This window comes from Methylobacterium sp. XJLW, from assembly GCF_003254375.1.
In the GTDB taxonomy this organism is placed as follows: domain Bacteria; phylum Pseudomonadota; class Alphaproteobacteria; order Rhizobiales; family Beijerinckiaceae; genus Methylobacterium; species Methylobacterium fujisawaense.
Genome location: NZ_CP016429.1, coordinates 3,951,426 through 3,977,302, shown reverse-complemented (window position 1 = coordinate 3,977,302; position 25,877 = coordinate 3,951,426). Strand labels below are relative to the sequence as shown.

The window sequence follows — 25,877 nt, the reverse complement described above, 5'->3', positions numbered from 1 at the left end:
AAGATGAAGAAAATCACCCTGGCCCTGGCGGCCACGGCAGCCCTAGTGGCGGCTACCGCGCAGGCCCACGGCCCAACCCGGCGCAAGATCACCGAGTCGATCGAGATCAACGCCCCCGCCGACAAGGTCTGGGCCGTGCTCGGCGATATGAAGAATTCCGACTGGATGCAGAACGTCACCAAGACGGAGCTCAACGGCGATCCGGCCGGCAAGTTCAAGCGTGTCCTGACCCTGAAGAACGGCGATCAGATCCAGGAGACCAGCAACAAGTACAAGCCCGATGACAAGCTGTTCTCCTATTACATCGACAAGGTCGACGTGAAGGATCTTCCGGCGAACGACTACTCGGCGACGATCACGGTCGAGCCCGAGGGCAACGCCAAGTCGAAGGTCGAGTGGAAGGCGGCCTTCTATCGCGGCTACATGAACAACGATCCGCCGCCGGATCTGAACGACGAGGCTTCCGAGAAGGGCGTCGGCGACTGGATCAAGGCGAGCCTCGCCAACCTGAAGGCCAAGGTCGAGAAGGGCTCGTGAGCCTGTCTCGGGGCCGCGCGGCCCTCGCCGCCGGCCTCGTTCTCATCGCAACCGCCTCCCGAGCCGAACCGGCCCGGGAGGCCATCGTCACCGCGCAGCTCGGCGGCGCGGTCGAGATCGTCGATCTGGCCACCCGGACGGTGGTGCGCCGCATCCCCGTCGACGGGGCCCCGGCCGGGATCGCCCTGTCGCCCGATCGCCGGCGCGCCTACGTCACGCGTCCGGAGGGGCACGGTCTCGCGATCCTCGATCTCGATGCCGGCCGCGTCCTCGCCGAGGTGCCGCTGCCCGGCGGGCCGCTCGGCGTCGCGGCCGACCCGCGGGGCGGCACCGTCTACGTGGCCGACTGGTACGGGCACCGTCTGTTCGTGCTGACCGAGCGCGACGGTACGCTGGTCCCGGACGGCGAGATCGCGGTCGGCGCCTCGCCCTCGGGAATCGCCGTCAGCCCCGATGGCGGAACGCTCTATGTCGCCAACCGCGAGGCCGACACGGTCTCCGTCGTGGATACAGCGACCCGACGGGAGAGCTCCGTCATTCCCGTGGGGCAGCATCCGTTCGGCATCACCCTCGATGCCGCGGCCGGGCGCGCCTACACGGCCAATGTCACCGGGGACGATGTTTCGGTTCTGGATTTGAAGACCGGGCGCGAGATCGGCCGCGTGCCGACCGGCCGCCGGCCTTACGTGATCGCCCTCGCCGGCGGGCGCGGCTTCGTCACCGACCAATATGCCGGCAGCGTCACGGCGTTCGACCTCGCCACTCTGAAGCCGATCGCCGACGTCGATGTCGGCGATCATCCGGAAGGGATCGCCGCGGATTCGGACGGCCGCCTCTACGTGGCCAATTGGGGCGACAACACCCTGAGCGTCCTCGATTCCAAGACGCTCAAGGTGCTGGCGACCATCCCCACCGGCAACGGCCCGCGCTCGTTCGGCGCCTTCCTGCGCTGAGGCTCAGCCCATGCGGCGGTGCGGCGCCCGGCGGTAGGCCGCCCGGGCCATCACCAGCGCGCCGCCGATTTGCAGGAGGCCGGTCTCGCCGAGATCCGAGGGCGCGAAATGCGCCTGGATCAGCAGCCGCGTCAGCGCGTTCAGCGCGAGCAATGTCAGGCAGAAGGCTGCAGCGGCCAGCAGGCTGGCGACGAACTCGGGCATGATCGCGCTCCCGTGTCGAACGGAAGGAGATTAGCAAGCCCCGCGCCAGGGCCAAGCTGCCGGAACCGCCGATCTCAGCGCTTGCGGCCTGCGGGCGCGGATGCCGGCGTCCCCGCCTGCGCGGCCGGCGTGGGCCGGGGCGTCTCGACGGCGAGCCGCTTCACCGGCCAACCGTCGCTCCAGCGCTCCATGTCGGCCAGGCGTGGATTGTTCTTCAGCGCCGTCGCATCCGACCCGGCGAAGGCCGCGGCGGCGGCGAGGTCGAAGGTCTTCCAGAAACCGAGATAGTCCAGGGCATCGACCCGGGCGAGATTGATCTGCGAGACCAGCGTCTGCTGCTCGCCGGTCAAGGCCATGTCGGCGGACCAGCGGAACGGCGGCGGCTTGGTCGACTCCTTAGGCGCATCCTTGGGCTCCGGAGCGGGCTTGATGTTGCCCCCGTCATAGGCGCTGTCGACGCCCGCAGGGGCGGCCAGCGTCGCCGTAAGGGCCGGGAAGCCATGATCGTCCGAAAGGACCCGCACGAACAACTTGCGGTCCAGCGGCACGCCGCTGGCCTCGCGCAGGAGACGCTTCGCCGCGAGGTCGGCAGCCCGCGTGTCCTTGTCGCCGACCATGGCCACGAGGAGCGTGGATGGGTCGATCGCCGCCAGGTCGGTCAGCGCGATACCTCTGGATTTCGGCCCGCTGGCGATACCGCCGGGCGTCGCCGCAAAGATCAGCTTCGGAACCGGTAGGCCCTGCGCCTTCGCGGCCGCTGCGAGATCCATGGCGAGCGGCGCGCCGGCGAGGTGGCCGATCATCGCGACGCGGCCAAGATCGGGCTTGGCCTCGCTCTCCGTCGCAAGTTCCGCAAGCGCGGCCTTGACCAAGCCTTCCGCGATGGCCGGGGCATCGGCCGGTCGCGTCCGGTTGACCTCCTGAAACCGGGGGAACAGGACGAGCCAGCCCTGGCGGGCGAGATGGTCGATCCAGCCGCCATAGCTCTGCGGATTGACCGCCCCCCAGCCGTGCAGGACGATGGCGACGGGCCGTCCCGCCTCCGGCGCAGCGCCCGCTGCGTAGAACGCATAGGTGGAGGCCGTGCCGCGCCCGAGCAGCCGCTTGGTGATCGTGGCCTTGCGGTCACCCGCACCCCCCGCCCCATCGGCAGGCTGGGCGGGCGGCGTCGCCGCCTGGACGGATACGAGGCCGGCCAGGGTCATGATCGCGGCTGCAGTCAGCGATCCGCGAAGAACTGTGAGACGCATCAGGGACTCGACTGAGAGACGCTTGGCGTCGGCAGGTCAGAATGCGCTGAATAGCAGATTCTCTCGCCTTGGCGACTCATCGCCTCAGTCTTCCGCCAAGCTTCGGCGGTCGAGCCTCAGGACAGCATGCACCGCGTCATATCCGGACGGTCGAGCCGCCGCACGATCGCTGCCATCTCCGCCGGAATGTCGTGCTCCGCTGCGCCGTAGACGCTGAGCAGCCCCTCGCGGACCGTATCGAGAAGGACGGACTCGACCGTATCCCGGGCGCCGGGCCGGCGCAGGGAATCGGCGTGGTTGATTGCAACGATCTTCATGGCGGTGCCGCGGGTCAAGTGTACTGCGCATGTCCGGGGGCTGCTGCTCCGGAGTGGCGTACAACTGTGTGGCCGCCTCAGGTTTCCAGGCCGGTGGGGATTATTTTGCCGCCCGGTCCGATAACGGACGGTCCGGGCTCGGTGGACGGCCGGCCGGCGGCCTGTTCCACCCAGGCGAGGATGTCTTCGGCGCGCCAGGGCTTCGGGATGAACGTCGCCGAGACGCGCAGGTCGCTCGGCTGGTCGCCGGCATCGCCGGAGGTGAGGAGGACCCGCACGCGCGGCCAGGTCACGCCGATGATCCGCGCCAGTTCAAAACCGCCGATCGGCCCGGGGGTCCGGACGTCCGAGAACACCACGCTGACCTCGTCCGCGCGATCATTGAGAATGGCCAGGGCGCGATCGGCGGTCTCGGCTTCGATGACCGTGAAGCCCGTATCCTCCAGCAGCGTGGCCGCGAGGAAGCGCTCGTCGGGCTGGTCTTCCACGACGAGGATCACGGGCTTCTGGCCAGGCTGTACCGATTCGCTCATGGGCCAGGACACTCTACAGGGGCTGAACGGCGGTCGCTTCGATCGGTTCAACGCCCGAACGCCGCGAAGGGCCACACCCGCGCGGGCACAGATCCTCCTTTGATCCTTGCACAATTGAGAAATTGAGGCCGTGTCTTGGGCAACACAGCCAACGCAGAACGCGTTCGCTCGACCGTCGATGACGTCTTTTCAGCCGACACCGTGTGACTTCAGGAAAGCCAGAGCGCGTGTCCAGCCATCCTCGGCAGCCTCACGCCGGTAGCTCGGACGGTAATCCGCGTGGAAGCCGTGCGGCGCATCCGGATAGATCACGATCTCGACGCTCTTGCCCGCAGACAGAGCACGATCGCGCGCCTCTTCTACGGCCTTTACCGGGATACCGGTATCGGCTCCCCCATACAGGCCGAGCAGCGGAGCGTGGATCTCGGCGGCCACGTCGCCGGCGGTGCGCGGCTGAATGTCGGTGCGTTCGCCGCCGACAGGCCCGTACCAAGCGACCGCCGCCTTCAGGTCGCGACGATGCGCCGCGTACAGCCACACGTCGCGTCCACCCCGGCACCAGCCCATGACGCCGAGCCGGTTCGGATCACCCTTCGCCGCCGAAGCCGCCCAGGCGGCCGCCGCATCGAGGTCGCCGATCCACTGCGCGTCCGGCGTCTTCGCGATGACGTCCCGGATGATCTGCGTGGGATCCGACATGGTCGAGAGATCGCCCTGGCGGGCGTAGAGTTCGGGCGCCACCGCGCAGTAGCCGGCCTTCGCGAGCCGGCGGCAGATGTCCTTGATATAATCGTGGACGCCGAAGATCTCCTCGATCACCAGAACGATCGGGAAGGGGCCGGTGCCCTCCGGAACCGCCCGATAGGCCGGCATCGGCCCGTCTGCGGCCGGAATCTTGACCTCGCCGGCCTCAATGCCGGTCGGGTCCGTGTGGATCACCTGAGCTTCCACGCGGGTGGTCGCGAGGGTCAAGCCACTCATCAGGCTCGTCATCACGAAGCCTCGCCGGGACAAGGGCGGCGTGATCAGCCCGTCGAGTCCAGCCCGGTCGTGATCCGCCATGATGCTCTCTCCCTTGCTTCAAGGATGAGGGCTATCCGCGTGCGGCGGCCCGGGTCAAATCATCCGCCCGCCGCTGGTCCGTCACGCCCCTGCGGCAGCCAGGGCCCGCGCCGGCCGGCGCACGGTCACCCGGATCGGTTCAAGCGTCTCGCGCGGCGTCAGCATCTCACCCAGGCTGACGAAGGTGTCGGCGGCCGGTGCGACCACCGCGCGGATGCCGTAGCCCAGTGCGAAGGACCGGATCAGCTCGGCGTCGCGCGCAATGCCGAAGCGGTCGAGGGCCGCCAGGAAGGCTTCCCGGAACAGGCTCGGCCGGCACCAGCGCTTCTCGGCCATCTGCAGCGGCCAGTCCCACAAGCCCTCGGCCCGGCGCATTGCCAGGGCGCCGCGCGCGATGAAATAGCCGGTCTCCCGGTGCTCGATCCCGTCCGTCTGGACCGACCAGTCGTCATTGCCGAACAGTTCGGCCGCGGCTGCGTTGCCCATCGGGTCCTCCGCCCTGAACCTGCCTTCCGGCGCACCGGAACATTGCCGGAACACTGGCGCGGAATTCGGCGGCGGTCAAGGCACTTGTTCCCGGTGCGTTCGCGGGCCGGGATGGACGTCAGCGGGCCTTGAACATGGCGTGCTCGATCCGGTCGCCCGGCGCGATCCCGAGCTTCGCCGCGGTTCCCGCATTCAGTTCCAGGACCGCGAGGACGGGGCCGCCCGAAGCGATGATCGCGGTGGAGAGCGGCTCGGTATCGGCCGCGATCCGGCTGATCGTCCCGTCGGCGCGGATGAAGACCATGTCGAGAGGCAGATAGGTGTTCTTCATCCACATGGTGACGGGCTGGTCCTGCTCGAAATCGAACAGCATGCCGTGGTCCCCCGCCATGTGCCGACGGAACATCAGGCCCCGGGCGCGGGCGGCGTCGTCGCGCATCACCTCGACGTCGAAGCGCTTGGGTCCGGACTTCGTGATGATCGTCAGCGGCTCCGACTTGACCGCAGCGGCGCGCGCCGCAGCCTGCGCCCGAGCAGCCGGGGCCGGGCCGACCGCGCTCAAGGCGAGACAGGCTAGTGCGGCCGCCGAGGCGGCGCGGAATATGGATCTCACAGGCTCAAGCCTCTCGAGGAATGGCGCGCGGGCCCGCGCGCCCGGCGCCGGTGTTAGACCAGGATGTGCGACAGGGGAATCCGGCGCTGGATTTCCGCCGATTCGCCAAGCCTATGGCGCAGGCGGCGCGCCGCCGGGAGGGCGCAAACTAATGCGAGGCGGGCATCGCCCCGTCGATCAGCCGGACCTCGGCCGCCATGACGCCCTTCGAGCCGTCGCCATAGCGGACGAGGACGGACTCCCCGGGCTTCAGCTCGGCGATCCCGTAGCGCCGCAACGTCTCCATGTGCACGAAGATGTCAGGCGTTCCGTCGCCCCGCGTGAGGAAGCCGAACCCGCGCAGGCGGTTGAACCACTTCACGACGGCCGTTTCCAATCCGCTGGTCGGCGTCACGGTAACGTGGGTGCGCGGCATGGGCATCTCGGACGGATGCACCGCCGTGGCCTGATCGAGGGAGATCACCCGGAACGCCTGCCAGCCCCGTGGGCGCTCGACGGCTTCCACGACGATGCGTGCGCCCTCGCTCGCGGCCTGATACCCGTCGCGACGCAGACAGGTCACGTGCAGCAGGATGTCCGGCGCGCCGTCGTCGGGCACGATGAAGCCGAAGCCCTTCGAGACGTCGAACCACTTGATGCGCCCCGCCACCTCGACGAGATCGAGAGCCTCGTCCTCGTACTGACCCTGTTCGCCGGTTCGGGCGACCGGCAACCGTTCGGGGTTCTCTGGCCCGGATCCGCGTTCGTCAGACATGGCCGAGCAACCTACACCGAATCACGCCGCGCGCTCTCCCGGCAAGATTAACGAAGTCCTGATGTCCGGGAAGCCCATTTGGCCGGCTGATGAGCCCCGCGAAGTTGCAATCTTGGCGCACGGAGGCGGGGCCGCAACAGTCGATCGGTCGCAGCTACCGGGGAAACCGGGGTTTAAGCGCCGCGGCCGCCGAAGGGTTTTTCCGATCCCCTGCTGCGGACCGTCGCCGCGCATTCGCCCGCCCACCGCCTTCACGTTTCCGAGAGCCTTCGCGCCTGCGTCACGGTGGGCCGAGGCGACCCGAGCCGGTTCCGGTGGAAAGGGCGGCGCCGACATGGTTTGGGAGCACCATCATGTCCGTTGACGTCACCCTCGACCGCCCCGTCTCCGTATCACCGGCTGCGCAGCGCCGATTGCCGGTCATCGACGCCGCCCGGGCCGCAGCCCTGGTGGCGATGGCGAGCTACCACACGGTCTGGGATCTCGGCCATCTGCGGCTGACGGCGGAGAATTACGCGCTGACCCCGTTGGGCCGGCACGCCGCCGAGGCGATCGCCGGAAGCTTCCTGCTGCTGGTCGGCGTCGGGCTGGTGCTGATGAACGGCCGGGGCGTCCGGGTCCGGCCGACCCTGCTGCGGTTCGCGCGGATCGGCGGGGCGGCGCTGCTCGTGACCCTCGGCACCTTGGTCATGTTCCCGGACGCCTTCGTGTTCTTCGGCGTGCTCCACTGCATCGCCGTCTCGAGCCTGCTGGGGCTGCCGTTCCTGTTCCTGCCGGTTCCCGTCACGGCCGTCACGGCCGCCGCTTTCCTCGCCGCACCGCATGTTGTGCACGCGCCCATCTTCGACGCCGCAGCCCTGTCCTTTCTCGGCCTGGGCTCGGTCGTGCCGCGGACGAACGATTACGTGCCGCTCTTCCCCTGGTTCGGGCTGGTTCTGGCCGGGATCGTCCTGGGTCGTCTGGCGCTGCCGAAGCTTGCCCGTTCGCGCCTCGGGGCCTGGGCTCCACGCACGCGCCTGGGGCGCGCCGCCACCTTCGCGGGCCGCCACAGCCTCGCGATCTACCTCATCCACCAGCCCGTTCTGCTGGCCCTGCTGACCGGTGTCGTCACGGTGATCGGCGCCAATCCACGCGCCGGGCTGCGGGCGTTCCGCGCCGATTACGTGACGATCTGCACCCGCACGGGCGGCGAGCCGGCGCTCTGCCGCATCGCCGCGCGCTGCACGTCGGAGGCGCTGCTCCGCGAGGATCTGTTCCGGGAGGATGGGCGCCCCTTCAGCGGGACGGAGCGCCTGCGCGCGCAGGGGCTCTCGCAGGCCTGCTACGCCACCCTGGACGCGGCCGCGCGGGCCGCGCCTTGAGCCCGGCGCCGAACCGCCCGGGCCCGGCGACCGGCGAGGACCGGATCAGTCCTTGGCGCGCTCGACGTAGGAACCGTCGGCCGTCATGACGACGACGCGGGTGCCGGCCGCGATATGGGGCGGCACGGTCGTGCGCACGCCGTTCGACAGGGTCGCGGGCTTGTAGGACGAGGAGGCGGTCTGGCCCTTGAGGACCGGCTCGGTCTCGGCGACTTCCAGGGTCACGCGCTGCGGCAGCTCGATCGTCAGCGGGACGCCGTTATGGACCGAGAGCATCACCGCCATGCCCTCCTGGAGATACGGGGCGGCATCGCCCACCACGTCCTCCGGTACGGCGATCTGCTCGTAATTCTCGGGGTTCATGAAGTGGAACCCCTCTCCATCGCTGTACAGGAAGGTGTGCTCGCGATCCTCCACGAAGGCGCGCTCGACCTGCTCGGTCGTCCGGTAGCGCTCGGACACCTTCACGCCGTCCGTGATCCGGCGCATGTCGAGCTGGGTCACCGGCGTGCCCTTGCCGGGGTGGATGTTCTCGGCGAACAGGATCACGTAGAGCTTGCCATCCTTCTCGACGACATTGCCCTTACGGAGCGTTGAGGCGATCACCTTCACGGAATTGCGTCCTGCATTGACATGGGGGCCGGCACGCGCCAAGCGCGGGCGCTGCATCTCGGACCCCGCCACTATCGCATCTGCGCCGCGGTTGCCAGCGGGCGGGCGTGAACCGTCGATGGCACACAGCCTCGGCCGCGGCGCGTCTCCGCGGTCCGGAGCCAGTCAGGGCCGAGGATTGAGAGTGCTCCAGAACGCGACGCCGTACGGTCGGAGCCGGCCGGACTCGCTCCGTAGCGGACGCGGAGGCCGGTCGTGACGGGCGCGGCCTCCCCCTGGTGGTCAGCCGGCCGCCACGCCGACCGGCGCCCGGCATTGCTCCTGCGCAACCGCATCCTCGCGGCGTTCCGCGCATGGTTCTCCGACCGCGACTTCATCGAGGCCGAGGCCGCCTGCCTCCAGGTCTCGCCCGGCAACGAAGCGCATCTGTCGGCCTTCGCCACGGAGGCGATCGGCGCCAGCGGTGCCCGCACGCCCCTCTACCTTCACACCTCACCGGAGTTTGCCTGCAAGAAGCTTCTGGCCGCGGGCGAGACGCGGCTGTTCAGCGTCGCCCGCGTGTTCCGCAACCGCGAGCGCGGGCCGCTGCACCATCCCGAGTTCACCATGCTCGAATGGTATCGGGCCGGCGCCGCCTACACGGCGCTGATGGCGGATTGCGCCGCGCTGTTCGCCTGCGCGGCCGAGACCGCGGGCGCCCGTCGTCTCGTCTTCCGCGGCCGGGAGACGGATCCCTTCGCGGAACCGGAGCGCCTGACCCTGGCGGAGGCCTTCGACCGCTTCGCCGGGATCGACCTCCTGTCCAGCGTCACGCCGAGCGGTGCGACCGATCGAGATGCCTTGGCCGCCGCCGTCGCCGGGGTCGGGCTCCGGGTCGTCCCGGACGACACCTGGGCCGACCTGTTCTCCCGCGTCCTCGTCGCGCGGATCGAGCCGCATCTCGGCCTCGGCCGCCCGACCATCCTGTGCGAATACCCCATCAGCGAGGCCGCCCTCGCCCGTCCGGCGCCGCACGATCCGCGCGTGGCCGAGCGCTTCGAGCTCTACGCCTGCGGCGTCGAACTCGCCAACGCCTTCGGCGAGCTGACCGACCCGGAGGAGCAGCGCCGCCGGTTCGAGGCGGAGATGGCTGAGAAGCAGCGCGTCTACGGCGAGCGCTACCCGATCGACGACGATTTCCTCGCGGCGCTCGCCGTCATGCCGGAGGCGTCCGGGATCGCCCTGGGCTTCGACCGCTTGGCGATGCTGGCCTGCGGGGCGACCCGGATCGAGGACGTGATCTGGACACCCGTGGCGGAGACGCGGCCATGAACCGGGCCCTGCGCAGCGCGGACGACCTTCTCTCCGCCGGCCTGATCTCCGGGGCGGAGGCCGAAGCCCTCGGCGCCGTCCTCGCACGCTACGCCGTCTCGGTGACGCCCGACATGGCCGAACTGATCGACCCGCAGGATCCCGACGATCCGATCGGCCGCCAGTTCGTCCCCCGGGCCGAGGAGGCCGTGGCGACGCCGGAGGAGCGCGCCGACCCGATCGGCGACGCCGCCCACGCCCCCGTGACCGGGATCGTGCATCGCTATCCCGACCGCGTGCTGCTGAAGCCGCTCCATGTCTGCCCGGTCTATTGCCGCTTCTGCTTCCGCCGGGAGATGGTCGGACCCGACGGCCTCGGGACGCTCACCGACGCCGAGCTCGACACCGCCCTCGCCTACATCGCGCAGGATCCGCGGATCTGGGAGGTGGTGCTCACCGGCGGCGACCCGTTCGCGCTCTCGCCGCGCCGCCTCGGCGTCATCGCGGAGCGCCTCGCCGCCATCCCGCATGTCCGGGTGATGCGGGTCCATACCCGCGTGCCCGTGGTGAAACCCGATCTCGTCTCCGATGCGCTCGTCCAGGCGCTCAAGCGCTTCGGGCGGGCGGTCTTCGTCGCCATCCACGCCAACCATCCGCGGGAATTCACCGCCGCTGCCAGCGCCGCCTGCGCCCGGTTGGTCGATGCGGGCATCCCCCTGGTGAGCCAGTCGGTGCTCCTGCGCGGCGTCAACGACGAGGCCGCGACCCTCGAGGCGCTGATGCGAGTTCTCGTCGAGAACCGGATCAAGCCCTACTACCTCCATCATGGCGATCTGGCCCCCGGAACGGGCCATCTCCGCACGGGTGTACCCGAGGGGCAGGAGCTGATGCGCGCCCTGCGCGGCCGCCTCTCGGGCCTCGCCCAGCCGACCTATGTGCTCGACATTCCCGGCGGGCACGGCAAGGTGCCGATCGGCCCCGGCTACCTCCGCGAGACGGGGGACGGGGTCCGCGTGACCGATCCGAACGGGCAGGATCATGCCTACCCGCCCAAGGTGTGACGGAGACTCTTCGACCATGCGCAGGCTTTGGGGCCGCCTCACCTCGGTGAACGTGCAGAAGGCCGTATGGGGGCTCGACGAGGCCGGCCTGCCCTACGAGCGGGTCGCGGCCGGCGGTGCCCACGGGGTCGTCAACGATCCCGGCTACCGCACCTTGAACCCGAACGGTCTCGTCCCGACGCTGGAGGAGGACGGCTTTGTCCTCTGGGAATCCAACGCGATCCTGCGCTACCTCGCGGCGACCAGTCCGGCCCTGGCCTTGCCGGCGGATCCGCGGGCGCGCGCCCACGTGGAGCAATGGGTCGATTGGCAGGCCACGAGCTTCACGCCCGCCATGCGCGACGCGTTCTGGCAACTCTACCGGGCGGCCGAGCCCGACCGTGCCCTGATCGCCGCCTCGCTGGAGAAGAGCGAGGCCATGGCCGCGATCCTCGACCGCCATCTCGCGGAGCGGACCTACATGGTCGGCGAGGGCTTCAGCATCGCCGACATCGCCCTCGGCTGCGCGGCGCATCGCTGGCTGAACCTGCCGGCCGAGCGGATCGAGCGCCCGGCGCTGCACCTCTGGTACGAGCGGGTGGCCGCCCGGCCCGGCGCCGCCCGCGCCCTGGGCGAGCCCATCGCCTGACGGCCCCCTCGGACTTGCCGGCGCGCCGGCGCGATCCACCTTTCCCGACCGCGCCGCCCGGACCGGGGCCGGCCTTTCACGGAGCCCCCGATGGCCATCGATCCGACCCTGCGCGATGCGCTCTCCGCCGTCACCCCGGCGAGCCTCGCCCGCGCCTTGACGCGGGCCGGCGTGAAGGCCTTCACCCCGCACGGCCTCTCGGCGCGCGGCAGCGGCGCCGTCGTCGGCCCCGCCTACACGATGCGGATGATTCCAGCCCGTGACGATGCCGCCGGCGACCTCGCCGCCGCCATCGACGCAGTGCCGGACGGCGCGGTCGTGGTGATCGATGCCGCCGCGTCCGGCCTCGCCCTGCCGTTCGGGGCGATATTGGCCGCGCGGCTCGCCCAGCGGGGCGCCGTCGGCCTCGTGACCGACGCGGCCCTGCCGGACGAGATCGGCATCCCGGCCTGGAGCCGGCCGGCAGCCGCCGGGGGCACCCTCGCCCTGGTCGGCACGCAGGAGCGGGTGGCCTGCGGAGGGGCGGCGATCCATCCGGGCGACATCCTCGTGTGCGAATCCACCGGAATCGTCGCCGTGCCGGCCGCGATCGCCGAGCGCGTCGCCCTCGAAGCCGTGGAGCAGCAGCGTCTCGATCTCTGGATCCAGCGCGAGGTGGAGCGGGGCGCCACGCTCGCGAGCCTGCTTCCGCCGGATGCCGCCGCCCTGGCCCGGTTCGAATCCGAGACGAAGCCGGCTTGAGATCCGTGTTTTTCCCCGCTTCGAAGCTGATCTTCTTCCTGATCACGCCCTCCAATTTCTGCATCTTCGCCATCCTGGTCGGCCTCGGCCTGACGGCGATGACGCGGTGGCGCAGAACCGGGTTCGGATGCGCGCTCTTCGGCGCGCTGCTGCTCGCCGCAGGCGGCCTGTCGCCGGTGTCGGAAATGGTCCTGCTGCCCCTCGAGCAGCGGTTCCCGCCCTATCCGGCCGACGGTCCGGCACCGGCGGGGATCATCGTGCTGGGGGGCGGGATCGAGGCCGGCCTCTCGGAAGCGCGGGATCAGATCGTCGTCAACGATGCCGGCGAGCGACCGATCTACCTCGCCGACCTCGCCCGCCGCTTTCCCGGGGCGCGGCTGGTCTTCTCCGGCGGCAGCGGCTTCATCGCCGGCGGCATCGCGGAGGCCGACATCGTCAGTCGGCAGGCGGATGTGATCGGCGTGCCGCGGACGCGCCTCATCCTGGAGAACCGCTCACGCAACACGCAGGAGAACGCCGCCTTCTCGGCCGCTCTGGTGCAGCCGAAGCCCGGCGAGCGCTGGCTGCTCGTCACCTCGGCCTGGCACATGCCGCGGGCGATCGGCTGCTTCCGCCAAGCGGGCTTCACGGTGGACGCCTTCCCGGTGGATTACCGGACCCGCGGCTGGGGTGACGTGACCCGTGTCCACGGCTTCGCCTCGGACGGGCTCCTCCAGTTCGACCTCGCGATCAAGGAGTGGATCGGCCTCGCCGTCTACCGCTGGTCCGGCTACACGCCCGACTGGCTTCCCGCGCCCGAGCCCGGCAACGACAGCCGGTAGACGCCCCGGAAATCGTCCGGATCGACGGCCTTTCCCTTTCGCAGGATCGCGATGCGCCCGGCATGGGCGAGCCGCACCGCGATCCGTCGCACGGGCTGCATCAGTGGCCCCCAGCCATCCGGATGCGGACCGCCGAGGGCGCGGGCGACTTCCGAGGGGCAGACGGTCTTGTCGGCGCCGCGCTCGGTCACGAGGCGCAGCATCGTCGTCTCGATGGCGTCGTCGTCGGGTCGTGCGTCGGTCATGTGCGTGCCTCCTCGGCGGGCGACAGGAGCGGAGCGTCGAGCGGCCCCTCGTGCGGTCCCTCCCCGGCTTCCAGAAGCGCCTTGCGGATCTCTGAGGCGAATTGGCGGCGCCACATGATGATCACCACGGCGGTCGTCGAGACGAACAGGATGTAGGGGCTGATGAACCAGCCCAGATAGGCGAGCGCGAAGAAGAACGCCCGCTGTCCGCGGGCGAAGTGACGCCCGGCGCTGACGTTCATGGCCGCGAGCCGCCGCACGGCCCGCAGCATCTCGGTGTCGCTCGCGCCGGATCCCTTCGGCGGCACGGCGCCGAGCAGGATGGCCGTGTAGTTGAACAGCCTGTAGGCCCAGGCGAACTTGAAGAACGCGTAGACGAAGATCAGTGCGAGGCCGGCGACCTTCAACTCCCAGGTCAGGCGGTTGGCCACCGTCCCGAAGGGCAGCGTCGCGAACAGGTTCAGGACATCGTCCCCGGACCGCGACAGGGTGAGGACGGAGCCCAGGGCGATCAGTGACGTCGAGGCGAAGAAGGCCGTGCCGTTCTGCAGGGAGGCGTTGATCTGCGTATCGACCACCCGGTTGTCGCGGCCGATGACCTGGCGCGCCCAGTTGGCCCGGTGGCCGTTCATGATCTGGCTGAGGGAGACCATCCGTCCGCGCAGCCGGCCCACGGAGAGGCCGTAGGCGACCCAGGCGACGATGAAGTAGAGCAGCGCCCCGAGGTCGAGGTGCGAGAAGGCGGCGCTGCCGGCGGAGAAGTCGTTCATGGTCTCCGGATGGCGGATTCGCGAGGGGGCGATCCCGCATATCAGCCCGCGGGCGCGTACTGAACCCGCGCCGCCGAGGTCAGTCGCGCAGGATCCGGAATCCGCCGCCGGGCGGCACGTCGCCGCCGGCACGCACGGCCACGTCGGTCACGCGCGCACCGGCGGGACCCGACCGGCACAGGGCCTCCATCGCCGCCACGGCCTCCGGTGGGCCGCTGAACACCGCCTCGACCGTGCCGTCGTCGCGGTTGCGCACGGAACCCGAGAGGCCCCGGGCGCGGGCTTCCGCCTGCGTCCAGGCCCGGTAGGAGACGCCCTGGACGCGGCCCGTGACGATGACTGAAATCGTCCGGGTCTCGCTCATGCAGGCGCCGCTTCGTCTCTCTGGGCCCGCGCCTGGCGACGCGGGCCGGGATGGCCTTACTCGGCCGCGATCGGGCGACGGACGCCGGCACCCAGGGCCGGGCTCCGCGTCGCACCGGTGCGGACATGGGTGGAGTAGAGCATCAGGCCCGTGAAGGCGATGCCGCCCACGATGTTTCCGATCAGCGTCGGGATCTCGTTCCAGAGCAGGTAGTCCATCACCGTCAGGTGGCCGCCCATGAGGATCGCCGACGGGAACAGGAACATGTTCACCACCGAGTGCTCGAAGGTCATGAAGAAGAACACCGTGATGGGCATCCACATCGCGATGACCTTGCCGGGCACCGAGGTCGACAGCATGGCGCCGATGACGCCGGTGGAGACCATCCAGTTGCACAGCATGGCGCGGACGAAGAGGGTCAGCATCCCGGCGGCGCCGTACTTCTCGTAGCCGAGGGTGCGCGCCTCGCCGATGCCGGCGATGAGCTTGCCCACGGCGTTCGGCTCGGTGGCGAAGCCGAAGGTGAAGACGATCGACATCAACACCGCGGTGGTGAGCGCGCCCGCGAAGTTGCCGAAGAAGACCAGCACCCAGTTGCGGGCGACGCCGGCGACGGTGACGCCCGGCCGCTTGTCGATCAGGGCGAGCGGGGTCAGCACGCAGACGCCGGTGAACAGGTCGTAGCCGAGAAGGTACAGCATCGAGAAGCCGACCGGGAACAGCAGCGCCGCGACCAGAGGCTGACCGGTCGCCTGGTTGACGGTCACCGCAAAGGCGGCGGCGAGCGCCAGGATCGCGCCGGCCATGTAGGCCCGGATGAAGGTATCCTTGGTCGCCATGAAGACCTTTGCCTCACCGGCATCGACGGCCTTCTTCACGAAATCGGCGGGCGCCAAATACGACATGTACAACTCTCCCTCGCAGGCGCACGCCAATCATCGTTGGCCGACGGGCGCGCTGCGCAATCATGGATGGCTGGCCAGGCGTGGTGCTGCCGTTCGCCCTCCAGCTCGATCGTGGGCAAGCATGTCGCGTACCAAGTGCGCGGCGCTCAGGCGGGGAGGCCGCGGGCCCAACTGCTGAGTTCCCGGAGATAGGCCGACGGCAGCTGCGCCGCGCGCGCCGCCGCGACGACGGCGTCCAGATATCCGGGCCGCGGGCGGCCAGGCGCGGTCGAGCATCCGCGATAGATCAGAGCACGCTTGACGCCCTCCCCCGTGCGGACCGGGAGCGCCGCCTTCGTGTAGAGCCCCCCGGCGACGCCCTCGTAGCGGTCGAGCGCCGGGATGTCGTCGACAGCCAACTCCCACAGGATGCCCCAGACGGTGCGTCGGGGATCGGGCACGACGGAGGCGTAGCCCTCACGCATGATGATGAAGCGGTAATTCGGCAGGTGCCCGCCACCGATCAGCCGCGAAACCGGGCAGCGGAGCGCCATCGCGGCGGCATCCATGTTGGCGCCGTAGGCGAAATAGAGGGGCATGTGGCCGCGCTTGGTCGGCCGAGCGCCCGAATTACCGTCCGGGCTTGCGCTCGTCGCGCTGGACCGACCACTCGTTCGCCCGCATGGCCGCACAGGCGAGTGCCAGCGTGAAGGCGGGGATCACGAATGTCACGAAGATCTCCCCCGAGCCCATGGTCTGATGCGCCGCAGCACGCGCCTCCCGATCCAATGTAAGCCCATCGCCGCGCAAGGCCAGATCGCCGCGAAGAAAGCGATCGCCGGCCGCTGGACGGGCGCATTGGCGATCCCGAAGCTCATGGCGGTGATCGGCGTGACGCAGCCGATCACCGCGAAGCACCGGCGACGTTGTTCAGCGCCGTCGCCAGGAGCTTGGTCTGCGCGTCGTGAACCGCCGTCGCGACGGCGGATGCGACGCGCCTGCCGCGATCAGGCGAATTCCAGGATCACCGCGTCGACGGCGAGGCTGTCGCCCTCCTTGGCGTGGATCTTCGCCACCGTGGCGTCGCGCTCGGCGCGGAGCATGTTCTCCATCTTCATCGCCTCGACGACCGCGATCGGCTCACCGTTCTTTACCTCCTGGCCCTCGGTGACCAGGATCTGCTTCACGAGTCCGGGCATCGGGCAGAGCACCTGCTTGCCCGAGCCCGCCTGCTCCTTCACCGGCATCAGAGCGGCGAGCTCCGCCTCGCGGCGGGTATAGACCCGGCCCTCGGCGGCCGCGCCTGCATGCTGCAGGAACACGCCGTTGAGCAGGCTGCGCACCTGGATCGCCACGCGCTCGGAGCCGATCGTGCCGATCCAGACCGGCTCGCCCGGGCGCCACGCGCTCGCCACCGTGAGCGCCGTGCCGTCGTCCCGGGTCACGAGGATGTCCTCGCCCTCCGGCTCGACGGTCACGGGATAGGATTGGCCGGCCAGGATCACCACGCGCTCGCGCTCGAAGGCGAAGAGGCCCGGGGCGCGCATCTGTCCGGAGATGCCGCGCTTGCGCTGGTTGAGCTTGTGGTCGATCGCCGCCGCGGCGGCCATCATGCGGATGGCCACCGGCCCGGCCGGCTCCGGCGCCGTGAAGCCTTCGGGAAATTCCTCGGCGATGAAGCCTGTGGACAGCCGCCCCTCCTGCCAGCGCGGATGGGCCATCAGCGCCGAGAGGAACGGGATGTTGTGGCGGATGCCGTCGATGGCGAAGGCGTCGAGGGCCTCACCCTGCGCGGCGATCGCCTCGGCGCGCGTCGGCGCCCAGGTGACCAGCTTCGCGATCATCGGATCGTAGTGGATGGCGATCTCGCCGCCCTCCTCCACGCCGGTATCGTTGCGCACGATCGCCGTGCCCTGCCGGCCCTCCTCCGGCGGACGGTAGGTGGTCAGCCGGCCGATCGAGGGGAGGAAGTTGCGGGTCGGGTCCTCGGCATAGACGCGGCTCTCCACCGCCCAGCCGTTCAGCTTTACGTCGTCCTGGGTGATCGGCAGCTTCTCGCCGGCCGCGACCCGGATCATCAGCTCGACGAGGTCGAGGCCGGTGATCATCTCGGTGACCGGATGCTCGACCTGCAGACGGGTGTTCATCTCCAGGAAGTAGAAGGACTTGTCCTGCCCGGCGACGAACTCGACCGTTCCGGCCGAATCGTAGTTCACCGCCTTGGCCAGCGCGACCGCCTGCTCGCCCATCTTGCGGCGGGTCTTCTTGTCGAGGAGCGGCGACGGCGCCTCCTCGATCACCTTCTGGTTACGGCGCTGGATCGAGCACTCGCGCTCGCCGAGATAGACGACATTGCCGTGCTTGTCGCCGATCAGCTGGATCTCGATGTGGCGCGGGTCGGTGATGAACTTCTCGATGAAGACGCGGTCGTCGCCGAAGGAGGAGGCCGCCTCCGACTTGGCGCGGGCGAAGCCCTCCGCCACCTCGTCGCCCGAATAGGCGATGCGCATGCCCTTGCCGCCGCCGCCCGCGGAGGCCTTGATCATCACCGGGTAGCCGATCTCGTCGGCGATCGTCTTGGCGTGCTCGGGTGATTCGATCACGCCGAGGAAGCCCGGAACGGTCGAGACCTCGGCGGCGGCCGCCGCCTTCTTCGACTCGATCTTGTCGCCCATGGCGGCGATGGCCCCCGGGTTGGGGCCGATGAACACGATGCCGGCGGCTTCGAGCGCCTTCGGGAAGGCCTCGCGCTCGGACAGGAAGCCGTAGCCGGGATGGACCGCCTGGGCGCCGGTCTTCTTGCAGGCCTCGACGATCTTCTCGATCACGAGATAGGATTCGGATGCGGCAGCGGGGCCGATATGGACCGCCTCGTCCGCCATGGCGACGTGCACGGCGTCGCGATCGGCATCCGAGTAGACCGCTACGGTCTTGATGCCCATCCTCCGGGCGGTCTTGATCACGCGACAGGCGATCTCGCCCCGGTTGGCAATCAGGATCTTTTCGAACATCGCTGGCGCACTGCTTTCGAGATCGCCGGATTGCGCACCGGCTTGACTGTCCCGATAGATCAGTTGCGCCGCGGACGGAAGCTGTGCGTTGCTCCGAGGCTCACGCCGCCAGGGCAAAGGTCATCCGCGGGGCCGAAACCGTGTCCCGGGCGCGGCGGTTGGCTTCGAGGGCGAAGGCCACCAGCGATTCTGCGCTGCTCTGCGCCTCACGGACGACTTCCATGGCGATCCGGGCGCCCACCGCGCTCGGGCCGTCGCGGCCGCTGAGCGAGGCGGCCAGCCAGGCGGCGACGTCGCGGTCGATGTAGCCCGTCGGGCGCGAGCCCCACACGGCGAAGTCGACGACCGAGGCCACCAGGAAGTCGGCGAAGGCGTCGGAGCCGATCACGGCCCGCTCGAGGGCGATCAGCAGGTCGGCGTCCTCGCGGTTCATGAGGCCTTCCGGAAGAACCTCGCGCTTCAGGACCAGCAGGTCCTCGTCGCTGATCGTGCCGGTCGAAACAGCATGGTTGCAGAACTGTTGAACGGAGATGGTGGTCATGATCGCCTGCTCCTCCGACCTTTGCTGCGGCCGGTGCTAGTCCCTGTGTGTCTTCAACTTACGGGACCGCTTCCCTTCCAGAGGTTAATGGCGAGATCTGAACGGAAGTTCAGGTAAACACCCCCCGAGCAAGCAGGCTTATTGGGACGTTGACCGGTTGCGTTACCGGACGATGACCGAGGCCCCGACGGGGACCCGGTTGTAGAGGTCGACCACGTCGATGTTGCGCATCCGGATGCAGCCGGAAGAGACCGCCTGCCCGATCTTCTCGGGCTCGTTGGTGCCGTGGATCCGGTAGAGCGTGTCCCGGCCGTGATCCGACAGGTACAGGGCGCGGGCGCCGAGGGGATTCATCGGGCCGCCCTGCATGGCGTGGACATGCGGCCAGCGCTTGATCATCTCGGCCGGGGGATTCCAGGCCGGCCATTCCGCCTTGCGGTCGATTCGGGCGGTGCCGGTCCAGCCATAGGCCTCGTCGCCCACCGACACGCCGTAACGGATCGCCTTGCCGCCCGGCAGCACGAGGTAGAGCTGCCGCTCCTTCGTCTCGACCACGATCGTGCCGGGCGATTCCCGGGTCGGATCGGCGACCTCATAGCGGGCGAAGTGCGGATCGAACTCGGCATCCGGGACCAGGGCCATGAATTCGGCATCGCGGGCCGAAAGGGCCGGATCGGGCACGCCCTTGAAGGTGCAGCCCGCCAGCAACAGCGCGCAGCCGATGACCGATGTGATGCGCATGGTCCTGCCCCGAAGATCCTCGGGGCCGTGGACGGAGCCTCGATGGATTGATGATCCGGGTCCGTCCCACGGAAGAATCGCGCAACCATAAGGGGGCAACGGCACCCCGCCGTAGTCCGCGCGTTGGGCCCGTGGCACATTGCCGGCTCCTGTTGCAGGTGCGCGACAGGAGAGCATCCGGGAGCGACCCTCGTGACCACCCTCTACGTGAGCCATCCCGCCAGCTTCGATCACGAGGTCCCGGAGGGACATCCGGAACGGCCGGCCCGGATGCGCGCCGTGGAGCGGGCCCTGGAGGATGAGCGCTTCGCCGGCCTCGTGCGGGCCTCTGCACCCAAGGCTGAGATCGAGGCGGTGACGCTCGCCCATCCGCGCGCCTACGTGGACGCGCTGGTGGCGGCGGTGCCCGAGCACGGCATGGTCGGCATCGATTCCGACACGATCCTGTCGGCGGGGAGCCTGGAGGCGACGCTGCGGGCGGTGGGCGGCGGAATGCACGCCGTCGATGCCGTCGTCGGCGGCGGGTGCCGCAACGCCTTCGTGGCCATGCGCCCGCCGGGCCACCATGCCGAGCGGACCCGGTCGATGGGCTTCTGCCTGTTCAACCATGCCGCCATCGCGGCCCGCCACGCCCGCCAGAAACACGGGGCCGAGCGGGTGGCCCTGGTGGATTGGGACGTCCATCACGGCAACGGCAGCCAGGACATCTTCTGGGACGACGCCACGGTGCTCTACTGCTCCACCCACCAGATGCCGCTCTACCCGGGGACCGGGGCATCGTCCGAGCGCGGCGAGAAGGACACGATCGTCAACGTGCCGCTGCGGCCCAACGACGACGGCGAGGTGTTTCGCGAAGCCTTCGAAACCGGCATCCTCCCGCGCCTGGAAAGCTTCCGGCCGGACGTGATCGTGATCTCCGCCGGCTTCGACGCCCATCGGCTCGATCCGTTGGCCAATCTGCGCCTCGAAGCGGAGGATTTCGGCTGGGCGACCCGCCGGCTCATGGACGTCGCGGACCGCTGCGCCGGCGGGCGGATCGTCTCGATCCTGGAGGGCGGCTACAGTCTCGAGGGGCTCGGCAAATCGGTGGCGGCCCATGTTGACGCGTTGATGGGGCGCTGACGGGGGCGCTGCATCCCGATTGCACCCGCTCCCGCGCGCGCCGTAATCTGCGCTTCGGGGAGACCGCCGCTATGCTGCCGCTGAGCCGGATGCCGTCGCTTGCGCGCCAGCGCGTCGACCGCACCGGCGCAGCCCCTCCGGGTTTCGGCCGATGACGCTCACGGGCTTCCTGACCTATGCGCTGGCCCTGGGCGTTGCCGCCGCTGTGCCGGGACCCGGCGTCGTCGCGCTTGTCGCGCGGGCCCTCAGCTCGGGCTTCGGCGCCGCGATGGCCTTTTCGGCCGGTCTGATCCTGGGCGACCTGACCTATCTCGCCGCCGCGATCTTCGGCCTGTCACTGATTGCGGAGGCATTCGGCGCAGTCTTCGCCGTCATCCGCTACGGCGCGGCGCTCTATCTCGCTTACTTGGCGTTCCGGCTCTGGCGCGCCGCCGGAACGGCTGTCCGGATCGCGGGCGAAGCCCGCGACCGGCCGCTGACCAGCTTCGTCGCTGGCCTGACCATCACCCTGGGCAATCCGAAGACGATCGTCTTCTACCTCGCGATCCTGCCCACGCTCGTCGATCTGCGGCGCGTGACGGCGGCCGATGTCGTCGCACTCATCCTGATCACGGCCGCGATCCTGCTGGCCGTGATGACGCCCTACGCGGCGCTGGCGGCCCGGGCGCGCGAGACCCTGCGACGGCCCGCCGTCCGCGTGCGGCTGAACCGGGGTGCCGCCGCCATCATGGCCGGCGCCGCGGTCTGGACCGTCCTGCGCCGCGCCTGAAGAGCGTCAGCCCTCCAGGGGCTCGTCGCCCAAGAGCTCGATGCCGAATCCCGAAAGGCCGACATAGGAGCGCGACGAGGTCGCGAGGTTGCGGATCGAAACCACGCCGAGATCGCGCAAAATCTGGGCGCCGAGCCCGATCTCGCGCCATTGCCGCGCCCGCAGGGCCTCCGTGCCCTCGTCGGTGACGGTCTTCACCGGCACGCCCGCAGTCCCGTCCCGGAGATAGACCAGCACGCCGCGCCCGGCGGCCGCGAAGCGCTTCAGCACGGCGTCGATCTGCTTTCCCCCGCCGATCACGTCGGCGGCGACGTTGGAGCGGTGCAGGCGCACCAGCACGTCCCGGCCGTCGCCGATGTCGCCCATCACGAAGGCGAATTGCTGGATCGATTCGAAGGGCGTCGAGAACACGTAGGCGTTCACGTCGCCGTGGTTCGAGCGGACCGTGAAGTGGCCGACGCGCTCCACCAGCCGGTCGCGTGCCTGCCGGTAGGCGATGAGATCGGCCACCGAGACCTGCTTGAGGCCGTGCGTCTCGGCGAAGGCCTCGATCTGCGGCCCCTTCATCACGGTGCCGTCGTCGTTGGCGAGCTCGCAGATCACGCCCACGGGCGGCAGCTCGGCGAGGCGGCACAGGTCGACCGCGGCCTCGGTATGGCCCGAGCGCATGAGCACGCCGCCGTCCCGGGCGATGAGCGGGAAGACGTGGCCGGGCCGCACGAAGTCGCCCGCACCCATGTTGCCGTTGGCCAGCGCCCGCACCGTGTTGCAGCGCTGCTCGGCCGAGATCCCCGTGGTCAGGCCGTGCTTGACGTCGACCGTGACGGTGAAGGCCGTACCCAGCGGCGCGTCGTTCGACGCCACCATGGGAGCGAGGTGCAGCCGCCGCGCCTCGCTCTGCGTGATCGGCGCGCAGACGATGCCGCAGGTGTTGCGGATGATGAACGCCATCTTCTCCGGCGTGCAGAGCGAGGCGGCGACGACGAGGTCGCCCTCGTTCTCGCGATCGTCATCGTCGGTGACGACCACGATCTCGCCGCGGGCGAAGGCCGCGATGGCCTCTGTGACGGAGCAGTGGGGCACGGGCATTCTCGAATCGTTGGGACGGACCTGGATCAGGGCTGCGATCCGACCTGTCCGCGATGGCGCAGATAGTGATCCGCCAGCACGCAGGCCATCATGGCCTCCGCAACCGGCACGGCGCGGATGCCGACACAGGGGTCGTGCCGGCCCTTGGTGACGAGATCGACCTCGCTGCCGTCGCGGGCGACCGAGCGGCGGGGCGTCAGGATCGAGGAGGTTGGCTTCACGGCGAAGCGCACCACGACCGGCTCGCCGTTGGAGATGCCGCCGAGGATGCCGCCGGCATGGTTCGCGAGGAAACGCGGCCGATCGCCGTTGCCGGCGCGCATCTCGTCGGCATTGTCTTCGCCCCGCAGGACCGCCGACGCGAACCCGTCGCCGATCTCGACGCCCTTCACGGCGTTGATCGACATCATCGCCGCGGCGAGATCGGCGTCGAGCTTGCCGTAGACCGGCGCGCCGAGGCCAGGCGGCACGCCCTCGGCCACGACCTCGATGACGGCGCCGACCGACGAGCCGTCCTTCCGGATCTCGTCGAGGTAGGTCTCGTAGAAAGCGGCCGTCTCGGCATCGGGGCAGAAGAACGGGTTGTCGCCGACCGCGGCCCAGTCCCAACGGGACCGGTCGATGGCGTGCGGTCCCATCTGCACCAGGGCTGCCCGGATGGTCACGCCGGGGATGACCTTGCGCGCCACGGCGCCGGCCGCGACCCGGGCGGCGGTCTCGCGCGCCGAGGACCGGCCGCCGCCGCGATAGTCGCGAATGCCGTACTTCACGTCGTAGGTGTAGTCGGCGTGGCCGGGGCGGTAGCTGTCGCGGATCTCCGAATAGTCCTTCGAGCGCTGGTCCGTGTTCTCGATCATCAGCGCGATCGGCGTGCCGGTGGTGAGCTGGCGGCCGCCGGTGCGGTCGTCCGCGAACACGCCGGACAGGATCTTCACCTGATCGGGCTCGCGGCGCTGCGTCGTGAACCGCGACTGGCCGGGCTTCCGGCGATCCAGCTCGGCCTGGATCTCCTCGGCCTCCAGGGGCAGGCCCGGCGGGCAGCCGTCGACGACGCAGCCGAGCGCGATCCCGTGGCTCTCGCCGAAGGTCGTGACGCGGAACAGGTGGCCGAAGGTGTTGTGCGACATGGCGCCGTTGCCTTAGCGCGGGAGCGCCGGGGGCACAAACGCGGTGCCTGCAAGGGGCCGGGCGGAGGGCTGGGTAGAGGGCTGGGCGGAGGGCTTGGCGGAGGGCTTGGCGGATGCGTTCGCTCGCTCGGTATCCCCGTCCCTGTGGGCGCAGCGCAGCGATCCCGGGCAGCGGAACAGCGGCGCTCCCGGATTGCGTCGCTGCGTCAGGACGGCCCTCGCGGCGGCCTGCGATCTCATGCCGTCCCATCCGAACGGGGCAGGTCGAGCCCGCCCCGCGCCTTCAGCGCCCGATACGCCGCGACCGCCACAGCGAGATCCCGGTGCAGCCGGCGCTCGTCGCCGAGATCGGGAAGGTCGTAGGTGAGGCCGAGGATGTGGGCGGCCTCGTAGCCTTCCGGCAATTCGCCCGCGCTGCCGAGGGCGATCGTCGCGTTCGGCAGCGCGTCGGCGAAGTCCGAGAGCCGCGCCTTGAGCGCAGCGCCGCTGGCACGGAGATGGGCGCCGGCCGCCGCTGGACCGTGGCTCCGGATCGCCGCCACCGTTCCCTGCGCCAGCGACAGGTGCACCGCCTCGCGATGGGCCGGGAACAGGTAGACGAGGTAGTAGCCCCGCGTGGCGCTGGTGGTGATGGCGGGGTCGAACACGGCGAGCCAGGGGATCGCGGCCCAATGGCTTCCGCGCCCGGGACTGCCCTTGACCAGGAACGGCCCGTCGATCGGCGCCAGTGCGGCGCGCAGCTCCTCAGGCGCGCCCTTGCGGATGACGGAGGCCAGCGGATGGCCGGCCGGCGGGTCGAGCCGGGCGAGCGGGTATTCCTCGATGATCCGCCGGAGCGCGTGGCCGAGACTCACGGCCGCGTCAGGACCCCACCGGTGATCGCCTCGCGCACCCCGGTGGTCGACGGCAAGGTGATCGGCAGGCCCTTGAGCGAACGCACCGCCAGATACGCGAAGGCCTGCGCCTCCAGGTAGGCCGAGGACCAGCCGATGGCGTCCGCGGTCGTGATCTCCGCGCGCAGATGATAGTTGAGGAGCCGCACCAGCTCGCCGTTGCGCGCGCCGCCGCCGGCCACGATCCAGCGGGTCGGGATCTCGGGGGCGTGGTCGAGGGCGCGGGCCACCGCGCGCGCCGTGAAGGCCGTCAGGGTGGCGGCGCCGTCCTCGGTGGAGAGCTGGCCGGCGAGCTTGTGGGAGAACCAGTTCCGGTCGAGCGACTTCGGCGGTTTGCGGAAGAAGAACGGGTGCGTCAGCAGCCAGGCCAGCAGCTGCTCGTCGGGACGGCCCCGGGCCGCGGTGCGGCCGCCATCGTCGAGGTTCTTGCCCTCGCGCTCCTGCATCCATTCGTCGATCAGCGCATTGCCGGGACCGGTGTCGAAGGCGATGACGCCGCCCTTCGAGTCGATCAGCGTCGCGTTGGCGACGCCGCCGATGTTGAGGATGCCGAACGGCCCGTCGAAGCCCGAGGCCTCGGCGAGCGCCTTGTGGAAGACCGGCACCAGGGGCGCCCCCTGCCCGCCCGCCTCGATATCGGCCCGGCGCAGGTCCGAGACGACCGGGATGCCGAGCCGGGTCGCCAGCGCCTGCCCGTCGCCGATCTGGATCGAGATGCGCTGGTCCGGCCGGTGGATCACCGTCTGGCCGTGGAAGCCGATCACGTCGATCTCGGAGGCTGACAGGCCATGCTCCTCCAGGAAGCGCTCCACGGCCTCGGCATGGGCCAGGGTGACGAACGCTTCAGCCTCCGGCAGCCGCCCGGGCCGGTCGCCGGGATGGAGCACGGATTCGGCATCCTTGGTGGCCGCGCGCAGGAGCGCCTTCTCGTCGTCGGCGTAGCCGCGGTAGCCGGTGGGACCCAGCGGCTCCAGGAAGTTGTTGTGGCCCTTGACCACGTGGACCCGCTCGCCGTCGGTCTCGATCAGCGCGATGTCGACGCCGTCCAGCGAGGTGCCGCTCATCAGTCCGATCGCGCGCATCATCGCCATGCCGCCC

The 25,877-nt window shown here is 69.9% G+C and carries 31 protein-coding genes; 10 read left to right on the top strand and 21 right to left on the bottom strand.

The genetic code is table 11. The annotated features are described in order from the left end of the window. The first annotated feature begins 3 nt into the window (after positions 1 to 3). Together A3862_RS18455 and A3862_RS18450 are read left to right on the top strand one after the other, a co-directional pair. Positions 4 to 537, top strand: coding sequence for an SRPBCC family protein (locus A3862_RS18455; protein ID WP_043380734.1), 534 nt, complete (start codon positions 4 to 6; stop codon positions 535 to 537). Beyond that, positions 534 to 1,490 carry a YncE family protein gene (locus A3862_RS18450; protein ID WP_043380736.1) on the top strand — a complete coding sequence of 319 codons (957 nt, stop codon included), beginning with the start codon at positions 534 to 536 and terminating at the stop codon, positions 1,488 to 1,490. Before A3862_RS18455 ends, A3862_RS18450 begins: the two co-directional genes overlap by 4 nt. 3 nt (positions 1,491 to 1,493) lie before the next feature. Here A3862_RS18450 and A3862_RS18445 read toward each other — a convergent pair whose 3' ends face one another. The 8 genes from A3862_RS18445 to A3862_RS18410 all read right to left on the bottom strand — a co-directional run bounded on the left by A3862_RS18445 (position 1,494) and on the right by A3862_RS18410 (position 6,709). Then, complete coding sequence (locus tag A3862_RS18445) at positions 1,494 to 1,694, bottom strand: hypothetical protein (protein ID WP_043757880.1); 201 nt, start codon at positions 1,692 to 1,694, stop codon at positions 1,494 to 1,496. 74 nt (positions 1,695 to 1,768) lie between these two features. Then, positions 1,769 to 2,944 carry a poly(ethylene terephthalate) hydrolase family protein gene (locus tag A3862_RS18440; RefSeq protein ID WP_043757883.1) on the bottom strand — a complete coding sequence of 392 codons (1,176 nt, stop codon included), beginning with the start codon at positions 2,942 to 2,944 and terminating at the stop codon, positions 1,769 to 1,771. Positions 2,945 to 3,060: 116 nt separating this feature from the next. Further along, positions 3,061 to 3,261, bottom strand: coding sequence for a hypothetical protein (locus tag A3862_RS18435; RefSeq protein WP_043347064.1), 201 nt, complete (start codon positions 3,259 to 3,261; stop codon positions 3,061 to 3,063). A 77-nt stretch (positions 3,262 to 3,338) separates the two neighbouring features. Further along, positions 3,339 to 3,794: a response regulator gene (locus tag A3862_RS18430; protein ID WP_043347066.1), complete on the bottom strand. Its 456-nt coding sequence runs from the start codon at positions 3,792 to 3,794 to the stop codon at positions 3,339 to 3,341. A 189-nt stretch (positions 3,795 to 3,983) separates the two neighbouring features. After that, positions 3,984 to 4,856: a dienelactone hydrolase family protein gene (locus A3862_RS18425; protein WP_111473885.1), complete on the bottom strand. Its 873-nt coding sequence runs from the start codon at positions 4,854 to 4,856 to the stop codon at positions 3,984 to 3,986. An 81-nt stretch (positions 4,857 to 4,937) separates the two neighbouring features. After that, positions 4,938 to 5,342: a hypothetical protein gene (locus A3862_RS18420; RefSeq protein ID WP_043347060.1), complete on the bottom strand. Its 405-nt coding sequence runs from the start codon at positions 5,340 to 5,342 to the stop codon at positions 4,938 to 4,940. A gap of 118 nt (positions 5,343 to 5,460) precedes the next feature. Continuing rightward, entirely contained in the window at positions 5,461 to 5,955 is a 495-nt protein-coding gene (locus tag A3862_RS18415) for a DUF192 domain-containing protein (RefSeq protein WP_043757887.1), read from the bottom strand. 148 nt (positions 5,956 to 6,103) lie between these two features. Further along, positions 6,104 to 6,709 (bottom strand): cold-shock protein, encoded by a 606-nt coding sequence (locus A3862_RS18410; RefSeq protein ID WP_043757891.1) that lies wholly within the window; start codon positions 6,707 to 6,709, stop codon positions 6,104 to 6,106. 353 nt (positions 6,710 to 7,062) lie between these two features. On the opposite strand from A3862_RS18410, the gene A3862_RS18405 reads away from it, so the two are divergent. Further along, on the top strand, positions 7,063 to 8,070 hold the full coding sequence (locus tag A3862_RS18405; RefSeq protein WP_111473884.1) for a heparan-alpha-glucosaminide N-acetyltransferase: 1,008 nt from the start codon (positions 7,063 to 7,065) through the stop codon (positions 8,068 to 8,070). A gap of 45 nt (positions 8,071 to 8,115) precedes the next feature. Here A3862_RS18405 and efp read toward each other — a convergent pair whose 3' ends face one another. Further along, entirely contained in the window at positions 8,116 to 8,739 is a 624-nt protein-coding gene (gene efp, locus A3862_RS18400; RefSeq protein WP_197739341.1) for an elongation factor P, read from the bottom strand. Between the two features lie 198 nt (positions 8,740 to 8,937). Here efp and epmA point away from each other — a divergent pair, with 198 nt between their 5' ends. The 5 genes from epmA (at position 8,938) to A3862_RS18375 (ending at position 13,223) form a co-directional block, all read left to right on the top strand. Beyond that, entirely contained in the window at positions 8,938 to 9,993 is a 1,056-nt protein-coding gene (gene epmA / locus A3862_RS18395; RefSeq protein ID WP_111473883.1) for an EF-P lysine aminoacylase EpmA, read from the top strand. Continuing rightward, on the top strand, positions 9,990 to 11,033 hold the full coding sequence (locus tag A3862_RS18390; RefSeq protein WP_043757902.1) for a lysine-2,3-aminomutase-like protein: 1,044 nt from the start codon (positions 9,990 to 9,992) through the stop codon (positions 11,031 to 11,033). Before epmA ends, A3862_RS18390 begins: the two co-directional genes overlap by 4 nt. A gap of 16 nt (positions 11,034 to 11,049) precedes the next feature. Continuing rightward, on the top strand, positions 11,050 to 11,661 hold the full coding sequence (locus A3862_RS18385) for a glutathione S-transferase family protein (protein WP_111473882.1): 612 nt from the start codon (positions 11,050 to 11,052) through the stop codon (positions 11,659 to 11,661). Between the two features lie 90 nt (positions 11,662 to 11,751). Continuing rightward, positions 11,752 to 12,402: a dimethylmenaquinone methyltransferase gene (locus tag A3862_RS18380; RefSeq protein WP_043356989.1), complete on the top strand. Its 651-nt coding sequence runs from the start codon at positions 11,752 to 11,754 to the stop codon at positions 12,400 to 12,402. Between the two features lie 5 nt (positions 12,403 to 12,407). Beyond that, positions 12,408 to 13,223, top strand: coding sequence for a YdcF family protein (locus A3862_RS18375; protein WP_043356991.1), 816 nt, complete (start codon positions 12,408 to 12,410; stop codon positions 13,221 to 13,223). Here A3862_RS18375 and A3862_RS18370 read toward each other — a convergent pair. From A3862_RS18370 to A3862_RS18330, 8 genes are all read right to left on the bottom strand, one after another. After that, positions 13,172 to 13,468, bottom strand: a complete 297-nt coding sequence (locus A3862_RS18370) for a DUF3253 domain-containing protein (RefSeq protein WP_043356993.1) — start codon at positions 13,466 to 13,468, stop codon at positions 13,172 to 13,174. The genes A3862_RS18375 and A3862_RS18370 overlap by 52 nt on opposite strands. Next, positions 13,465 to 14,238, bottom strand: coding sequence for a DUF599 domain-containing protein (locus A3862_RS18365; protein WP_043380763.1), 774 nt, complete (start codon positions 14,236 to 14,238; stop codon positions 13,465 to 13,467). Before A3862_RS18365 ends, A3862_RS18370 begins: the two co-directional genes overlap by 4 nt. A 79-nt stretch (positions 14,239 to 14,317) precedes the next feature. Next, the gene (locus tag A3862_RS18360) at positions 14,318 to 14,602 is read right to left on the bottom strand and encodes an acylphosphatase (RefSeq protein WP_043356998.1); all 285 of its coding nucleotides are present in this window, start codon (positions 14,600 to 14,602) and stop codon (positions 14,318 to 14,320) included. A 56-nt stretch (positions 14,603 to 14,658) separates the two neighbouring features. Next, a complete protein-coding gene (locus A3862_RS18355; RefSeq protein ID WP_043357000.1) occupies positions 14,659 to 15,507 on the bottom strand; it encodes a formate/nitrite transporter family protein in 849 nt (282 codons plus the stop codon). Positions 15,508 to 15,653: 146 nt separating this feature from the next. After that, positions 15,654 to 16,085, bottom strand: a complete 432-nt coding sequence (locus A3862_RS18350; protein ID WP_043757905.1) for a gamma-glutamylcyclotransferase family protein — start codon at positions 16,083 to 16,085, stop codon at positions 15,654 to 15,656. Between the two features lie 408 nt (positions 16,086 to 16,493). Further along, positions 16,494 to 18,497, bottom strand: a complete 2,004-nt coding sequence (locus A3862_RS18340) for an acetyl-CoA carboxylase biotin carboxylase subunit (protein WP_043380765.1) — start codon at positions 18,495 to 18,497, stop codon at positions 16,494 to 16,496. Between the two features lie 100 nt (positions 18,498 to 18,597). Further along, positions 18,598 to 19,038 (bottom strand): hypothetical protein, encoded by a 441-nt coding sequence (locus A3862_RS18335; protein ID WP_043355628.1) that lies wholly within the window; start codon positions 19,036 to 19,038, stop codon positions 18,598 to 18,600. Positions 19,039 to 19,200: 162 nt separating this feature from the next. Continuing rightward, entirely contained in the window at positions 19,201 to 19,779 is a 579-nt protein-coding gene (locus tag A3862_RS18330; protein WP_043380766.1) for a L,D-transpeptidase, read from the bottom strand. A gap of 192 nt (positions 19,780 to 19,971) precedes the next feature. Here A3862_RS18330 and A3862_RS18325 point away from each other — a divergent pair, with 192 nt between their 5' ends. Continuing rightward, positions 19,972 to 20,901 carry a histone deacetylase family protein gene (locus tag A3862_RS18325; RefSeq protein ID WP_111473881.1) on the top strand — a complete coding sequence of 310 codons (930 nt, stop codon included), beginning with the start codon at positions 19,972 to 19,974 and terminating at the stop codon, positions 20,899 to 20,901. Between the two features lie 151 nt (positions 20,902 to 21,052). Further along, entirely contained in the window at positions 21,053 to 21,670 is a 618-nt protein-coding gene (locus tag A3862_RS18320; protein WP_043355632.1) for a LysE family translocator, read from the top strand. A gap of 6 nt (positions 21,671 to 21,676) precedes the next feature. Here A3862_RS18320 and ribB read toward each other — a convergent pair whose 3' ends face one another. The 4 genes from ribB to A3862_RS18300 all read right to left on the bottom strand — a co-directional run bounded on the left by ribB (position 21,677) and on the right by A3862_RS18300 (position 25,870). After that, positions 21,677 to 22,753: a 3,4-dihydroxy-2-butanone-4-phosphate synthase gene (ribB, locus tag A3862_RS18315; RefSeq protein WP_043380842.1), complete on the bottom strand. Its 1,077-nt coding sequence runs from the start codon at positions 22,751 to 22,753 to the stop codon at positions 21,677 to 21,679. A 32-nt stretch (positions 22,754 to 22,785) separates the two neighbouring features. After that, entirely contained in the window at positions 22,786 to 23,886 is a 1,101-nt protein-coding gene (gene aroC, locus A3862_RS18310) for a chorismate synthase (RefSeq protein WP_111473880.1), read from the bottom strand. 236 nt (positions 23,887 to 24,122) lie between these two features. Beyond that, positions 24,123 to 24,740, bottom strand: coding sequence for a DUF3578 domain-containing protein (locus A3862_RS18305; RefSeq protein WP_111473879.1), 618 nt, complete (start codon positions 24,738 to 24,740; stop codon positions 24,123 to 24,125). Next, positions 24,737 to 25,870: an anhydro-N-acetylmuramic acid kinase gene (locus A3862_RS18300; protein WP_100793966.1), complete on the bottom strand. Its 1,134-nt coding sequence runs from the start codon at positions 25,868 to 25,870 to the stop codon at positions 24,737 to 24,739. Before A3862_RS18300 ends, A3862_RS18305 begins: the two co-directional genes overlap by 4 nt. Positions 25,871 to 25,877: the final 7 nt, after the last annotated feature.

Bases quoted from the DNA above. Each gene is read 5' to 3' on its own strand.
- A3862_RS18455 (WP_043380734.1), top strand. From the start codon at position 4: ATGAAGAAAATCACCCTGGCCCTGGCGGCCACGGCAGCCCTAGTGGCG.
- A3862_RS18445 (WP_043757880.1), bottom strand. From the start codon at position 1,694: ATGCCCGAGTTCGTCGCCAGCCTGCTGGCCGCTGCAGCCTTCTGCCTG.
- A3862_RS18440 (WP_043757883.1), bottom strand. From the start codon at position 2,944: ATGCGTCTCACAGTTCTTCGCGGATCGCTGACTGCAGCCGCGATCATG.
- A3862_RS18435 (WP_043347064.1), bottom strand. From the start codon at position 3,261: ATGAAGATCGTTGCAATCAACCACGCCGATTCCCTGCGCCGGCCCGGC.
- A3862_RS18430 (WP_043347066.1), bottom strand. From the start codon at position 3,794: ATGAGCGAATCGGTACAGCCTGGCCAGAAGCCCGTGATCCTCGTCGTG.
- A3862_RS18425 (WP_111473885.1), bottom strand. From the start codon at position 4,856: ATGGCGGATCACGACCGGGCTGGACTCGACGGGCTGATCACGCCGCCC.
- A3862_RS18420 (WP_043347060.1), bottom strand. From the start codon at position 5,342: ATGGGCAACGCAGCCGCGGCCGAACTGTTCGGCAATGACGACTGGTCG.
- A3862_RS18410 (WP_043757891.1), bottom strand. From the start codon at position 6,709: ATGTCTGACGAACGCGGATCCGGGCCAGAGAACCCCGAACGGTTGCCG.
- A3862_RS18405 (WP_111473884.1), top strand. From the start codon at position 7,063: ATGTCCGTTGACGTCACCCTCGACCGCCCCGTCTCCGTATCACCGGCT.
- efp (WP_197739341.1), bottom strand. From the start codon at position 8,739: ATGCAGCGCCCGCGCTTGGCGCGTGCCGGCCCCCATGTCAATGCAGGA.
- A3862_RS18390 (WP_043757902.1), top strand. From the start codon at position 9,990: ATGAACCGGGCCCTGCGCAGCGCGGACGACCTTCTCTCCGCCGGCCTG.
- A3862_RS18385 (WP_111473882.1), top strand. From the start codon at position 11,050: ATGCGCAGGCTTTGGGGCCGCCTCACCTCGGTGAACGTGCAGAAGGCC.
- A3862_RS18380 (WP_043356989.1), top strand. From the start codon at position 11,752: ATGGCCATCGATCCGACCCTGCGCGATGCGCTCTCCGCCGTCACCCCG.
- A3862_RS18370 (WP_043356993.1), bottom strand. From the start codon at position 13,468: ATGACCGACGCACGACCCGACGACGACGCCATCGAGACGACGATGCTG.
- A3862_RS18365 (WP_043380763.1), bottom strand. From the start codon at position 14,238: ATGAACGACTTCTCCGCCGGCAGCGCCGCCTTCTCGCACCTCGACCTC.
- A3862_RS18360 (WP_043356998.1), bottom strand. From the start codon at position 14,602: ATGAGCGAGACCCGGACGATTTCAGTCATCGTCACGGGCCGCGTCCAG.
- A3862_RS18355 (WP_043357000.1), bottom strand. From the start codon at position 15,507: ATGTCGTATTTGGCGCCCGCCGATTTCGTGAAGAAGGCCGTCGATGCC.
- A3862_RS18350 (WP_043757905.1), bottom strand. From the start codon at position 16,085: ATGCCCCTCTATTTCGCCTACGGCGCCAACATGGATGCCGCCGCGATG.
- A3862_RS18340 (WP_043380765.1), bottom strand. From the start codon at position 18,497: ATGTTCGAAAAGATCCTGATTGCCAACCGGGGCGAGATCGCCTGTCGC.
- A3862_RS18335 (WP_043355628.1), bottom strand. From the start codon at position 19,038: ATGACCACCATCTCCGTTCAACAGTTCTGCAACCATGCTGTTTCGACC.
- A3862_RS18330 (WP_043380766.1), bottom strand. From the start codon at position 19,779: ATGCGCATCACATCGGTCATCGGCTGCGCGCTGTTGCTGGCGGGCTGC.
- A3862_RS18320 (WP_043355632.1), top strand. From the start codon at position 21,053: ATGACGCTCACGGGCTTCCTGACCTATGCGCTGGCCCTGGGCGTTGCC.
- aroC (WP_111473880.1), bottom strand. From the start codon at position 23,886: ATGTCGCACAACACCTTCGGCCACCTGTTCCGCGTCACGACCTTCGGC.
- A3862_RS18300 (WP_100793966.1), bottom strand. From the start codon at position 25,870: ATGGCGATGATGCGCGCGATCGGACTGATGAGCGGCACCTCGCTGGAC.